This window comes from Ruegeria sp. C9 (assembly GCF_056537585.1).
The window spans coordinates 88,138-102,020 of sequence record NZ_JBQFRU010000004.1 but is presented as its reverse complement, the minus strand read 5'-3'; the positions used below and the strand labels follow the sequence as shown (position 1 = coordinate 102,020).

Genomic DNA, 13,883 nt, shown 5'->3' with positions numbered 1-13,883 from the left:
GCTCAACCTCGCATCGCTTTGCCCAGCGGATCATGGGGCGACGGCGCAATCACGCGGGCCGGGCGTTCGACACCGACCACATGCACCGACAACTCGGTGCCCGGTTCAGCCTTGTCGCGGTTGACCAAAGCCATGGCCAGCGACTTGCCCGTGTAGTGGCCATAGCCACCCGAAGTCACAAATCCAACGCGCTCATCCCCAGCCCAGATCGGTTCATACCCACTGGCATCTGCGTCCAGCGCATCAACCTCAAGCGTCACTTGAACTTGCGCCGGACCGTTGCCATCGCGTTCAGCCAGCGCAGCCTCTTTGCCAACGAAATCCTTGTTCCAGTCGATCCAGCGGTCCATTCCGGTCATGCCTGGCGTGTAAAGCTGAGTGAATTCTGCAGACCAGATACCAAAGCTCTTCTCAAGCCGCGTCGACAGCATCGCGTTGAATCCGCATTCGCGGATACCGTCCCCGGCCCCGGCCTCAAGCAGCATCAGGCGCAGTTTGATGTGGTCGCCATAGCGGCAGTTTATCTCATACCCTTTTTCGCCCGTCACAGACATACGCGCCACACGGGCACGCACCAGACCGATATCAAAGTCGCCGCAGCCCATGAATTTCAGGCCCGAGATATCTTGTTCTGCCAGTTTCTCGACCACAGCCTGCGATTTCGGCCCAACCACGGCAAAGCCGCAATATTCCTCGCCCAGATCGCGGATGTTCACACCGTCCATCATGTGATCATCGAACCAGCGCATATGCCATGCGCGCAGATAGTAGCTGCCCATGATCCACCAGGTCCCGTCGCCCCAGTTCAGCACGGTCAGATCACCCTTGAGGCGACCGTTTTCACCCAGCATCGGAGCCAGTTTGGCAAGCCCCGGTGCAGGCAGTTTCGACGCCATGATCCTGTCCAGCCAAGCCTCGGCATTTGGACCAGTGACCTCGAAGCGCGAAAAGCCCGAGATATCCAGTAGTCCCACGCCTTCGCGGATGGTTTTGCACTCCTCAGACACGATGTCGTGCGCATTCGAGCGTTTCAGCGTCGGCGTCTCTTCAAAGCCCTTGGGCGCAAAGTAAAGCGGTACTTCCAGATCCCAACTGACGCCCCATTTGCACCCCGCCTCGGTCATTGCATCATGGGCTGGGGCCATCTTCAGCGGGCGACCTGCGGGCAGTTGCTCGTTCGGGTAAGTCATCACGAAACGACGAGAATAGAACTGACCGGTTGTTTCGCGGATGTAGCGTTTGTTCTGAGCGAAATCGCCATAGCGCGCCACGTCCATAGGCCATGCGTCGGCCTCAGGCTCGCCATGGATCATCCATTCGGCCAGCGTCTTACCAACGCCGCCACCCTGAAGGAATCCGGCCATCACCGCACAAGCTGACCAATAACCGCGCTTGCCTGGGACCGGACCGACCAGCGGGTTGCCATCGGGCGAGAAGGTAAACGCTCCGTTCACCCATGTTTTGATGCCAACATTCTGGATCGACGGGTACCGTTCAAAGCCCAGCGTCAGCTCGTTCTCGATCCGGTCGAGCTGCTCCTGGAACAATTCTTCACCGTAATTCCACGGCGCACCGTCCATAGCCCAGTGCTCGTGATCGACCTCGTAGATGCCCACCAGAACGCCCTTCTGGTCCTGTCGCATATAGGTGAAGCCTTCAAGATCAACCGTCATCGGCATCTCGAAATCCGCCTCGGCCACCTCAGGCACCGTATCGGTGATCAGATAGTGGTGTTTCAGCGGCGAAACCGGCAGCTCCACGCCGGCCATGCGCCCCACCTGTTTGGCCCAGAGGCCAGCGGCGTTGACCACATGTTCACAAGTGATAGTGCCTTTGTCGGTCACAACTTCCCAACCATCCGCAGTCTGCGTCAGGCTTTCGACCTTGGTTTCTTCGTAGTATTCCGCGCCGCGTTTCTTGGCCGCTGTTGCATAAGCCTGAACCGTACCGGTGGTGTCGACGTAACCTTCGCGATCCGCCCACATTGCGCCCAGCACGCGGTCGGTGGACATGATCGGGCAGCGTTTCTGCGCCTCCTCTGGCGACAACAGCTCACAGTCGTCGATGCCGATTGACTGGAAAATGCGGTAGTTGGCCTGCAGCCACTCCCACCGTTCGGGTGTGCCTGCCAGCGTCAGTCCACCGGTCATGTGCAGGCCGATATTTTGGCCCGATTCTTTTTCGATCTCGCTCAGCAGATCGATCGTGTAGGCCTGAAGTGATGCCATGTTCGGATCGGCGTTCAACGCATGGATACCGCCCGCCGCGTGCCACGAAGACCCCGAGGCCAAACGCCGCCTTTCCAGCATGACCACATCTGACCAGCCAAACTTGGCGAGATGGTACAGAACCGAGGCGCCGACAACGCCGCCACCGATGACTACGACACGATACTGAGATTTCATCCTGCGCTCCCCTGCATGACTCGCAGAGGACGCTAGAGGCACTGTTCACTTCTGTCTAGACATTTCTGTACAGTTCGAGGGACAGCACCCGGATCAGCTTAAAGCCGGGCGCTCGGGCGTGTCTGAACGGCATCAAACCAGGCGCGTGTGGCCGTGTTCTCTTCTGGGATACGCATCTTGATGACACGTGCGAAATCGACAAACACAAATGTGGTGATGTCGGCCAGAGAGAACATATCACCCGCAACGAAACCGCTGACTTGCAGACGGGCTTCTAGCAAATCGAAGAAGGCGCGCACCCGCTCAGCCCCCCGCTGCGCTAGTTCAGGGATTTGGGCGTGGTTTGCAGGCCCGGTAATCGCGCGGTCTCTGAACGAAGGATGGGTGTTGCGCAAAGTTTCCGCGATTGGTGCGCCACATTGCTGTTCGGCGATGGCATTCCACATCAGAATTTCGCCTTTTTCATCCGGCGTATGCCCCATCAAGGCAGGTTCCGGAAAGCGCGCTTCGAGATAGGCGGCGATGCCAAGATTTTCGGTCAGCGTGGTGCCTTCATCCGTGACAAGAACAGGGATCGTTGCACCAGGGTTCACAGCCCGGAAAGCATCGCTAAGCTGTTCACCCTTGGCGATTGAGATATCGCGGGTGTCAATCTTCAGCCCCTTTTCCGCGATAAACATCCGGGCACGGCGCGGGCTTGGCGCGGTCGAGCAATCGTAGAAAAGCATTTTTGACGGTCCCCTCCAAAGCTTCACGCCTCAGACGTTAGACCGGCCCGGTACTACAGCGCGAGTCGGATCACACAGTGACCCTACGGCAGATCAACGCCGATAGATGAAACAGCGCCCGTCGACCGCCCCTTCTGGCAGCGGCACCTCGGTCAGTGTTTCGAAATACATACGATCGCTGGAAACCATCAGTCCGTCCCGCGCCAGAAGCGGTTCGATCAAAGGTGAGACGAGGCGGGCAAAAGCATCATTCTTTTGCCGGTTGTGTCCCCCAAGATCGGCATGGATCAGACTGGCTGACGCGCCAAATCGCGTGACCGAAGCAGGCAATGTTTCGCGCACATCACCGAGAATCACCAGATCATCGGGCGGTGTCGAATCGGGATGAGACGCAACGGCCCGTTCAAAAACATAAACAGGACGGTCCAGAATGTGCTTAATCATGTGGTGATATGTGCGCCCATTTCCCAATCCCAGCTCAAAAACCGGACCAGGCTGCCCCGTGGTCTGCGCGATGGCAAAGTCCAGACAAGCACGTTGCGAGACCATTCGGTCAATGAACAGATCCAATCGGCTTTGTTGCTCGGACACGGGGCACCTCTTTCAAAATCATTCGACACCAGTCGGGGGGCGATTGCGCCTTTGATGGCAAAAACTCAAGACTTTGTGTAGCCATACGGCCCGAGTTTCACGATTCCGCGACAATTCGGGTGAAGAAGGTGTTTGACTACGCCGCCCCAACCGCGCGAAACTGCTCAAAAAAGACAGGGAGTTCACAAAGCCGATGTTTTCTAGCGGCCAGACGGGTGGAAAACCCGCATGAGTGCGTTGTTGTCCGTTCGGGATCTCAGCATCGGCTTTGGCACGGGTCCATCCGTTGTCCAAGATGTCAGCTTCGAGGTCGAACCCGGGCAGACACTTGCATTGGTTGGAGAATCCGGTTCGGGCAAAACGATTTCCTGTCGCGCTGCACTGCGTATTCTGCCGCGTACCGCCCAGATCCGTAGCGGAACGATCACGCTGAACGATTCCAAAGGCACCGCTAATCTGATCGAACTGAGTGAAAGACAGATGCGTGGTATTCGCGGCAATCGGGTTTCTATGATTTTTCAGGAACCGATGCGATCTCTGTCACCGCTTCATAAAATCGGAAATCAGGTCAGCGAAGTTCTTTGGTTGCATCGCGGCGCATCCGATGCACAGGCCCGCAAAGAAGTTCTGACCCAGTTTGAGAGGGTTGGTTTCCCCGACCCTGCCCGCGCCTACGACAGCTATCCGTTCGAGCTGTCCGGCGGCATGCGCCAGCGCGCCATGATTGCCATGGCGATGGTGTCCAAGCCTGAATTGCTCATCGCGGACGAGCCAACCACAGCGCTGGATGTTACCACCCAAGCGCAGGTTCTTGGGCTGATCAAAGAGCTGCAGCGCGAGACCGGTATGGCGCTGATCCTTGTCACCCATGACCTGGGTGTAGTTGCTAACATGGCCGAGCGGGTGGTCGTCATGCACAAAGGCCGCGTGATGGAAGCTGGCCCGGCAGCACCAATTCTGAACGATCCGGCGCACCCCTATACGCAGCAGCTGTTCGACGCTGCGCCTGAGATACCCGATCAGGATGCCGTCGGCATACCGATGCCCGACGAGGACCTAATTCTGCAGATGACCGGGGTCTCAAAGACCTACACGATGCGATCGAGCAAAGGTTGGAAAGCCGACAAACTGATCCATGCCTGCCGGGGCGTAGATATGAAGCTGGCGCGCGGCAAGACGCTTGCAATCGTTGGCGAAAGCGGGTCTGGCAAAACAACCGCCGCCAGAATCGCTCTGGGCGCTGAACTGCCCGACCCGGGCGGCGAAGTTCTGTTCAGAACAACAAGGGATTCCGAACCGATAACGGTTCACAGTATGACACGGACCGAACGCACCGCGTTTCAGCGCAAGGCGCAAATGGTGTTTCAGGATCCCTATAGCTCTCTTAGCCCCCGTATGCGCATTCAGGATGCCATGACCGAGCCGTTGGAGATACACCGCCTCGGCACCGTGGCAGAGCAGCGCGACAAAGCGGCCGCGATGTTGCAGCGGGTCGGGCTGAATGCCGATATGCTCAAACGCTATCCGCATGCGTTTTCTGGTGGACAACGACAGCGCCTATCTATCGCCCGCGCGATGATGCTGGACCCGGCGTTGATTGTTTGTGACGAGCCAACCTCGGCGCTGGATGTATCCGTTCAAGAGCAAATTTTGACCCTGCTCGAAGAACTGCAGGACAGTCTGAACCTGTCTTATCTCTTCATCTCGCATGATCTGGCCGTCGTCGCACGCATTGCCGACGAGGTCGCCGTCATGCGCCGGGGTCTTGTGGTGGAACAAGCCCCACCCGAAACTCTGTTCTACAATCCACGTCATCCCTATACCAAGGCACTGATTGCCGCCCAGCCGGAACCAGATATCAATCGCCCGATTGATCTGAAACTGGTTGCGTTAGGTGCCGGTTCTCCCGACAGTTGGGATGACGCCTTTCGATTTTCCGACTCCGTGATACCTTCTTTGGTAGAGTTGGAGCCCGGCCATAAGGTACGTTGCCATGTTTAAGACCACTCACCGATTGATTCTGGCCGCGTCGCTGGCCATCGCAGGAATGCTGCCCGCTGTGGCAGAAATTCCGTCTAATCTTCAGGAAAACGCGTTCTGGCAAACCGAGGTTGAAAGCGGTGACCTGCCACCGGTTGCTGAACGTATTCCGCAAGATCCACTGATCGTAGACTTAGCCGCCAAAGGTCGCGAATTCGGCGTACCCGGCGGTACACTGCGCACGATGGTCACCCGGTCCAAAGATATTCGGCAAATGGTGGTCTATGGCTACGCAAGGCTTGTGGGCTTCGATCAGGATTACAACATCGTCCCGGATTTGCTGGCTTCTTTCGAAAACGAAGACAATCGCAAATTTACTTTGAACCTGCGACCCGGCCACAAATGGTCAAACGGATCCGCGTTCACATCCGAAGACTTCCGGTATTGGTGGGAGGATGTGGCCAACAACGAATTGCTCAGCCCTTCAGGCCCACCAGATTTCCTGCTGGTTGAAGGCAAAACACCCACCGTCACCTTCCCCGACGAAACAACAGTTGTATTCGAATGGGATGACCCCAACCCGAATTTCCTGCAATCACTTGCTCAGGCGCGGCCGCCCTTTATCTATCGACCGTCTGAGTTCCTTAAGCAGTATCACGAGAAGTTTGCAGACCCCGAAGAACTGGCATTCAAGGTCGAAGATGCGCGGGTAAAAAGCTGGGCGGCGCTGCATAACAAGTTGGACAATCTGTATAAGTACGACAATCATGAACTGCCGACGTTGCAGCCATGGCTCAACGCAAGTTCGGGCAAGAAAATCCGGCACAACTTTGTCCGTAACCCTTATTACCATCGGGTGGATTCAAATGGGGTTCAGCTGCCCTATATCGACGTAGTCGAAATGGAAATCGTCGCACCGGGTTTGGTCGCGGCCAAAGCAAATGCGGGTGAAACCGACTTGCAAGGTCGCGGATTGGCATTCCGCGATGCCTCGATCTTGAAAAAGGGCGAGGCTGAAGGTGGATACAAGACGCTTTTGTGGAAAACAGGCGTCGCGTCGCAGATCGCGATTTATCCCAATTTGAATTACACTGACGATGCGTGGCGCGAGGTTCTGCGCGATGTACGTGTACGCAGGGCACTGTCGCTCGCCATTGATCGCAAGACGATCAATCAGGCGCTCTATTTCAAGCTGGCCCAACCCGGCGCTATGTCGGTTCTGCCCGCATCGCCCTTCTACGACGAAGCGAATGCGCAGGCTTGGGCACAGTATGACGTCGACAAGGCGAATGCTCTGCTTGATGAGGCTGGGCTGACCGAGCGTGACAAAGATGGTATCCGACTGTTGCCCGACGGGCGTCCGATGGAGCTGATCATCGAAACCGCCGGTGAGCGGCAAGAGGTTGAAAACGCCCTGCAGATCGTCACGGATACCTGGCGTGAGATAGGTGTCGAACTGGTCATGCGACCATTGGATCGAGACATTCTGCGCAACCGGGTCTTCTCGGGCAATACAATGGCGTCGGTCTGGTTCGGCTGGGATGACGGCATTCCGCAAAGCCACACATCGCCGGCTTATCTCGCCCCGACCGATCAGGTCTTTCTGGCATGGCCTAAATGGGGCCAATACTATCAGACAAATGGAGGGTCGGGCGAACCACCAGACATGCCCGAGGCCGAACTTCTCATGAAGCTTGCCCACGATTGGGAAATCGCCTCCACGGATGAAGAACGCGGCGCAGTCTGGTCTGAGATGCTGAAAATTCACGCCGACCAGCTTTATGCGATCGGCATCCTGAACGGCGCACCGCAGCCTATTGTCGTGTCGAACCGCCTGCGCAATGTGCCTGAGCAGGCCATGTGGGCATGGGAACCCGGCGCACACTTCGGCATTCACCGTCCCGACGAGTTCTTCTTCGCCGACTAATTCAGGAGCAGCTAAATGGTCATGCTGCGCTACGCGGTGTATCGCTTTTTCACGATGCTGCTGACATTGCTGGTGGTGTCGGTTCTGATTTTCGTGATCATCAACCTGCCCCCCGGCGATTATCTCAGCAACCAGATCGCCGAACTGCAGGCTTCGGGACAGTCCGCCGGTGTCGCCAAGGCCGAGTTTCTGCGCAAGGAATACTCATTGGACCGGTCGTTGCCCGAGCAGTACCTGATCTGGATGGGCTTCTGGCCCGGACCGCATGGGTTCGAAGGCTTGTTACAGGGCAATTATGGCTGGTCCTTCGAATTTGACCGCCCCGTGCGCGAGATCGTGGGCGATACGCTGTGGTTGACGGTTGTGGTCAATCTGGCTGCCATTCTATTCGTCTATGCCGTTGCTCTACCATTGGGGGTCATCGCTGCGGCCAGATCACGGACGTGGATCGACTATACCTCGGCCTTTGTAGGCTATCTGGGTCTTGCGACCCCGAACTTCCTGTTGGCGCTGATCCTGTTCTACTATGGCCATCGCTATTTCAACCTGCCCATCGGCGGACTAATGGACCCTTCCTTTGAGGGACAACCGATGAGCTGGGACAAGTTGAAATCCATCCTTGTCCACCTGATCGTTCCGACCTTCGTCATCGGAACCTCGGGTGCTTCGGCCATGATGCAGCGCCTGCGCGCCAATATGCTGGATGAACTAGGGAAACCTTATGTCGAAACAGCAATCGCCAAGGGCATGTCCCCATCGCGGATGCTGACGAAATACCCATTGCGCGTGGCCTTCAACCCGTTTGTCGCCGACATTGGAAACCTGCTGCCCTCGATGGTTTCCGGGTCGGTTTTGGTCTCGGTGGTTCTGGGTCTGCAAACAATCGGCCCGACCCTGCTGACTGCCTTGAAAACGCAGGACCAGTTCCTGTCGGCCTTCATTCTTATGTTCGTGGCTCTGCTGACGCTGATCGGCACCATGATTTCCGATATCCTGCTGGTCATGCTTGATCCGCGCATTCGTTACGAGGGGCGCGAAGCATGACCGACAAACCCGATGGTCGCTATGTCGACGACGCACCATTTGACCCGCAGGCCTCTATTCAGCAGCTTGAGCGCGCAGATCTCGATGCCCCTAATTGGGTGCTGGTCTGGCGCAAGTTCAGGACCCACAAGCTGGGTCTGATTTCTGGCCTCTTCTTGCTGCTCTGTTACTTGATGCTGCCTTTTGCGGGCTTTATCGCCCCCTACGGCCCCAATGACCGGAACGGAGAGCACCTGTATGCTCCACCCCAGTCGGTCAACTGGTTTCATGAGGGGAAGTTCATCGGCCCCTACGTTTATCCAATAGTTGCAGAGGCGGACCTTGAAACTTTCCAGTGGAAATTCGTCGCTGACACGGAAGACCCGCGCCCAATCCGGTTCTTCTGCGAAGGTTCAGAATACAAACTCGCAGGCCTGATAAAATCCGATACGCACCTGTTTTGCGCGCCCGAAGGGGCCACGCTGTTTCTGTGGGGCTCGGACCGTCTGGGCCGCGATGTATTCAGCCGCATCCTATATGGCGCGCAACTGTCGCTGACAGTGGGCCTGATCGGCATTTCGGTATCCTTCTTCCTTGGAATCCTGTTCGGATCAATGGCCGGGTATTTCGGAGGGCGCATCGACTGGACCATCAACCGTGTGATCGAAATCCTGCGCTCGCTGCCGGAACTTCCCCTTTGGCTGGCCTTATCCGCCGCGGTGCCATCAAATTGGAGCCCGGTTGCGGTATTCTTCATCATCTCGATCATCCTCGGTATTCTCGATTGGCCAGGCCTTGCCCGATCTGTCCGCGCAAAATTCCTGTCTCTCAGAGAAGAGGAATACGTACGTGCGGCCGAGATGATGGGCGCAAGTTCCGGTCGTGTGATCCGAAAGCACCTGCTACCCAATTTCATGTCACATTTGATTGCCTCGGCCACGCTATCAATTCCTGCGATGATCCTGGGCGAAACCGCCCTCAGCTTCCTTGGCCTTGGACTGCGGGCCCCGGCGGTCAGTTGGGGCGTGATGTTGAACGACGCGCAGAACCTCGCCTCAATCGAAATCTATCCATGGACCGCGATCCCGATGCTACCGATCATCGTCGTGGTGCTGGCCTTCAACTTCCTTGGCGACGGGTTGCGCGACAGTCTTGACCCCTATCAGCAATGAGCTTGCTGTCCGCCCTCCCCTCAACTGACACCTACAGAGTCAACGGGGCGGGTGCGCGGCCCAGCGCCTTTGCGGTCTCGGAACTGGCGACGGCCAGTTTTGCGGCAGTCGGGCAGGAGCTGTCGCGCCTTGTGACAGCCTTGAACCTGGCGCCTACACCTCTGGAGGTGGCCGTAGATCATCGACTGGCCTCCTTGTGGTATGGCTTTTCCTTCAAACCCGAAGGGTGGGATATGCCCAGCCTTTGGGACGCGATTGCTGATGACTATCAGGCCTCTGATGGGTGGATCAGGCTGCACACCAACCTGCCCAGTCATCGCGCCGCCGCCCTTAGTGTTTTGCAAGTCGCGCCGGACCGTGCGCTGGTATCGCGCGCGGTTCGGGATTGGAGCATCTCTGAACTGGAAGCCGCGATTGTCGCCGAGGGCGGCGTCGCTGCCGCAATGCGCAGCCGCTCTGAGTGGCATGACCATCCGCAAGGACGCATATTGGCCCGCGAGCCGTTGATCGGATGGCAGGGGCCACGCAATATTCAGCTACGTGATCGGCCTCAGGCGACTGCCGCGCGACCTCTTGCTGGGCTGCGTGTGCTCGATCTGACCCGCATTCTGGCCGGGCCCGTCTCAACACGAACACTCGCGGGATTCGGCGCCGAGGTCCTGAGGATCGATCCACCCGGCTGGGATGAACCTGGCGTCATTCCTGACATCTCTCTCGGCAAGCATTGCGCCTATCTGAACCTAAAATCACCCGATGGAAAAGGAAAACTGCAAGAGCTGCTGGCCCAAGCGGACATATTTGTCCACGGGTATCGGCCCGGCGCTTTGGACGCACTCGGCCTGGGTAAAAACACGCGGGATCAGCTCGCCCCCAACAGGGTTGAGGTCACGCTAGACGCCTATGGCTGGCAAGGACCTTGGGCAGCGCGCCGCGGTTTTGACAGCCTTGTACAGATGAGTTCCGGAATCGCACATGCAGGGATGGGTTGGGCGGGGGCCGACAAGCCAACTCCGTTGCCTGTTCAGGCACTGGATCACGCAACTGGTTACTTGATGGCAGCCGCCCTGCTCTCGGCGCTCGCCGAAGCCGCATCTGGACACGCTGTTATGGATGCCAGGCTCTCGCTGGCGCGCACCGCCGAATTGCTGGCCACCCTCGCCAAGAGCGAGCCCGGTGACGAAATTACCGAGGCGCTGCCTGTCGATTATGCGGATGCGCTCGAACCTTCCGGGTGGGGGCCCGGCTATCGATTGAAGCCGGCGCTAACCGTTGGATCCGCAAAGATGCACTGGGCTTTGCCTGCGTCCAAACTGGGAACTTCGCAGCCCACTTGGACGTCACTTACCGCTTAAAGCTGCCCCCGCGCGAGACGCGCGGCCCGGCCCAACGCTTTGGTTGATGTCTCGCCAGAGACGCAAACCAAAGGGGCGGGAGCCCTCCTAGCGATCATCACCATCGCCGGGGCCGATATCGTCCAGATAGTCTTCGTCAATCGCGGCCTGAACGGCCCCTGTGACAGCCTCGCGTTGTTTGGGAGTCAGGTCCTCGGCCTCTTTGTCATCCGCCAGTCGCACGGTGACTTCCCGATGCGCAAACCGGATGCCTTCACGGGCAAACAGCTCACGAATATCCTGATAGACTTTCTTACGCACCAGCCACTGATCGCCCGGCTTGGTCATAAACTTGACCCGGATAATCATCGCAGAATCCTGCATTTCGATCACACCCTGCGATTTCAGCGGCTGGATGAAGTTGTCACCAATCACCGGATCGCTCAGCAGCTCCTGACCCAGCTTCTTGATCAGCTTCCGCACCTTTTCGACATCGGTGTCATAGGTCACCCGCAACGGCAGCTTCATGATTACCCAGTCGCGGGAATAGTTTGTCAGAACCTTGATCTCTCCAAATGGGATCGTGTTGAGCGCGCCAAGGTGGTGGCGCAGTTGGAAGGACCGGACCGATATCTTTTCGACCGTCCCTTTCACATCACCAATGTCGATGTATTCACCCTTTCGGAAAGCATCATCCATCAGGAAGAACGCACCCGAGAAGATGTCGCGGACCAAGGTTTGCGACCCGAAACCAACGGCCAGACCCACAACACCTGCACCGGCAAACAGCGGGCTGACATTGATCCCCAGTTCCATCAATACAATCAGCGCGATGGTCACAACGACCACAGCCAGAATGGCCCCGCGGAACAGAGGCAACAAAGTTGCAAGACGGCTCTGCCCGCCTTCGCCTCCTTCGTCGCCCAGCTCGGCTTCAGCACCGCCGTCATCCGTCTCTTCCGCGATCTTGCTATCGATCCAGACGCGGAAGAAGTGAAACAGAATGTAACCCATAAACAGGATCACCATCACATCCAGCGCCCGCTCGATAGGCAAGTCATCCGACCAATTGGCCTGCGGGTTCCAGATCACTACCAGCGCATAGAGACCCACCACAAAGGCCAGAATGCCTGCCACACGACGGGCAAGGTCTTCGTACGTCAGAATGGCGTGTTTGCGCTTTTCGGCCTGCGGCGTATCAGCCACCAGCTCATCCTCGATCTGCTCAGCCGCTTCTGCGTCGGCATTCATCACCTCAATTCTGCGATTGCGATCAAAATACCTTTCAAGCAGATAGTTCATCGCGCCGTAGGCCACTACGACGGACATAAAGATGGCATAGCTGCTGGCCACGATCGGGATCGAATCCTGAACCTCGAGCACCAGATCAACGGCCAGTTTGAACCAGCTGAACACCATATAAAGCACCAGAACCGGCGCCCAGGCGAAAGAGATGAACTTCAGTATCCAAGACACCTGATCCGGAGCACGCCCGCCACGAATAGCGTTCGAGATCGCGCGTGCATTGAACAGGATCATCAGTATGTTGCCCAGCGCCCCGATCAGCGTCAGGCTACCATAGACCATGGCATAGACGTTATAGTTCAGCCCAAAATCCGCGACCCATGTCGAGAACAGAACAACCGAGATGTCATAGGTCGCCAGTGCTGACGCCCAAACATACAGGCGCTTGGCGTCCCGGTCTGAAAAAGGCGGCAAGCGATACTGGCTGAGGTAAGGCGACAGAACCATCCGCCACAAGTCCGAGACAGTGCGCGAAAGGAAAAATGCGGTAAAGATTGCCGTAACGGTAAACTGGATTGATATGTCTTCCGCTTCACCAAAGAACAGATAGCCAACGATCAGCGCCATGAGCATGGCAAAGATCGTTCCGCCAATGCCCATCACGAAACGATACACAAGGAAAGGCATCTTTTCACGATAGCCAACCGGGTTTTCCTTGATGCGCGCAACCACCAAACGCTTCGCGATGCGCTTGCCGTAGATTTCGATCGACAACCATCGCCCCAGCAAAAGGAACAACACGTTCAGGACCAACACCTCGACATAGGTCTGGATCCGCCCGTCCGGACTGGTCTGTCTGAGGATGTATTGGACCTCAAAGACCGAATAGGGCAGCGCCTCCATCCGCGAGCGTACGGAATCCCGGAACTTTGAGAACCGCTCTTGCGCCTTCATCAGCTGAGAACCCTCAGCCATGTGATCAATGCTATCTGCCTCTGGCGTCGCGTCGGCGCTATTGCCCGCTGCCGATACAACCTGCCCGGCGCTGTCGATTACGATTACGCTTGCGCCCGCCTCGGAAGCGGATCGAATGGCCGCCGCCAGATCGCTGTCAGCGGCAGAGCTTGAAGAACCGGTTTCCTCGCTTGATCCTATTGGGTATCCCGGAATAAGCGAAGTTTGCGCAACCGCGTCGGTTGCACTGGCCAGCATTGCCGCCCAAATCACCAAAATCAGCCCGGCCAGAACATTCGTTTTCATCGTATATCGCATCCAATTCGTAGCTGCGTCCAAGACTATAGAACCTCAGAAGGCTGTTCAAATCATCCGCACACGCGGTGTCAACATCGTGAGAGCCCGTGTTCCTGACGCAATGGATGGGATAAAGTGTTTCCAAGACAACAAAAATTGAATATGACCACCTGAGGCGTCCAGCCTCCGAATTGGCTTGTGCATGAAGAACCATCGGCCTGCATATCGCA

General features: G+C 57.2%; 9 protein-coding genes. 5 read left to right on the top strand and 4 right to left on the bottom strand.

Going from position 1 to position 13,883, the window contains the following annotated elements:
- Positions 1–2 precede the first annotated feature (2 nt).
- The 3 genes from ACR0NE_RS11645 to ACR0NE_RS11635 all read right to left on the bottom strand — a co-directional run bounded on the left by ACR0NE_RS11645 (position 3) and on the right by ACR0NE_RS11635 (position 3,724).
- Positions 3–2,405 carry a GcvT family protein gene (locus tag ACR0NE_RS11645; protein ID WP_170596930.1) on the bottom strand — a complete coding sequence of 801 codons (2,403 nt, stop codon included), beginning with the start codon at positions 2,403–2,405 and terminating at the stop codon, positions 3–5.
- A 98-nt stretch (positions 2,406–2,503) separates the two neighbouring features.
- On the bottom strand, positions 2,504–3,133 hold the full coding sequence (locus ACR0NE_RS11640; RefSeq protein ID WP_170596929.1) for a glutathione S-transferase: 630 nt from the start codon (positions 3,131–3,133) through the stop codon (positions 2,504–2,506).
- Positions 3,134–3,226: 93 nt separating this feature from the next.
- The gene (locus tag ACR0NE_RS11635; protein ID WP_170596928.1) at positions 3,227–3,724 is read right to left on the bottom strand and encodes a class I SAM-dependent methyltransferase; all 498 of its coding nucleotides are present in this window, start codon (positions 3,722–3,724) and stop codon (positions 3,227–3,229) included.
- A gap of 228 nt (positions 3,725–3,952) precedes the next feature.
- On the opposite strand from ACR0NE_RS11635, the gene ACR0NE_RS11630 reads away from it, so the two are divergent.
- Genes ACR0NE_RS11630 through ACR0NE_RS11610 form a run of 5 tightly spaced genes read left to right on the top strand, consistent with a single transcriptional unit; the run spans position 3,953 to position 11,178 of the window.
- Positions 3,953–5,725, top strand: a complete 1,773-nt coding sequence (locus ACR0NE_RS11630) for an ABC transporter ATP-binding protein (RefSeq protein ID WP_170397648.1) — start codon at positions 3,953–3,955, stop codon at positions 5,723–5,725.
- Entirely contained in the window at positions 5,718–7,631 is a 1,914-nt protein-coding gene (locus ACR0NE_RS11625) for an ABC transporter substrate-binding protein (protein ID WP_170596927.1), read from the top strand. The genes ACR0NE_RS11630 and ACR0NE_RS11625 overlap by 8 nt, the downstream gene beginning before the upstream one ends.
- A gap of 15 nt (positions 7,632–7,646) precedes the next feature.
- Positions 7,647–8,675 carry an ABC transporter permease gene (locus tag ACR0NE_RS11620; protein WP_170397654.1) on the top strand — a complete coding sequence of 343 codons (1,029 nt, stop codon included), beginning with the start codon at positions 7,647–7,649 and terminating at the stop codon, positions 8,673–8,675.
- A complete protein-coding gene (locus tag ACR0NE_RS11615) occupies positions 8,672–9,826 on the top strand; it encodes an ABC transporter permease (RefSeq protein ID WP_170397657.1) in 1,155 nt (384 codons plus the stop codon). The genes ACR0NE_RS11620 and ACR0NE_RS11615 overlap by 4 nt, the downstream gene beginning before the upstream one ends.
- Positions 9,823–11,178 carry a CoA transferase gene (locus tag ACR0NE_RS11610; protein WP_170596926.1) on the top strand — a complete coding sequence of 452 codons (1,356 nt, stop codon included), beginning with the start codon at positions 9,823–9,825 and terminating at the stop codon, positions 11,176–11,178. The genes ACR0NE_RS11615 and ACR0NE_RS11610 overlap by 4 nt, the downstream gene beginning before the upstream one ends.
- An 87-nt stretch (positions 11,179–11,265) precedes the next feature.
- Here ACR0NE_RS11610 and ACR0NE_RS11605 read toward each other — a convergent pair whose 3' ends face one another.
- Complete coding sequence (locus tag ACR0NE_RS11605; RefSeq protein ID WP_170596925.1) at positions 11,266–13,662, bottom strand: mechanosensitive ion channel family protein; 2,397 nt, start codon at positions 13,660–13,662, stop codon at positions 11,266–11,268.
- Between the last annotated feature and the right edge of the window lie 221 nt (positions 13,663–13,883).

Coding starts and splice junctions, on each gene's coding strand:
- ACR0NE_RS11625 (WP_170596927.1), top strand. CDS start 5,718: ATGTTTAAGACCACTCACCGATTGATTCTGGCCGCGTCGCTGGCCATC.
- ACR0NE_RS11645 (WP_170596930.1), bottom strand. CDS start 2,405: ATGAAATCTCAGTATCGTGTCGTAGTCATCGGTGGCGGCGTTGTCGGC.
- ACR0NE_RS11610 (WP_170596926.1), top strand. CDS start 9,823: ATGAGCTTGCTGTCCGCCCTCCCCTCAACTGACACCTACAGAGTCAAC.
- ACR0NE_RS11630 (WP_170397648.1), top strand. CDS start 3,953: ATGAGTGCGTTGTTGTCCGTTCGGGATCTCAGCATCGGCTTTGGCACG.
- ACR0NE_RS11620 (WP_170397654.1), top strand. CDS start 7,647: ATGGTCATGCTGCGCTACGCGGTGTATCGCTTTTTCACGATGCTGCTG.
- ACR0NE_RS11615 (WP_170397657.1), top strand. CDS start 8,672: ATGACCGACAAACCCGATGGTCGCTATGTCGACGACGCACCATTTGAC.
- ACR0NE_RS11605 (WP_170596925.1), bottom strand. CDS start 13,662: ATGAAAACGAATGTTCTGGCCGGGCTGATTTTGGTGATTTGGGCGGCA.
- ACR0NE_RS11640 (WP_170596929.1), bottom strand. CDS start 3,133: ATGCTTTTCTACGATTGCTCGACCGCGCCAAGCCCGCGCCGTGCCCGG.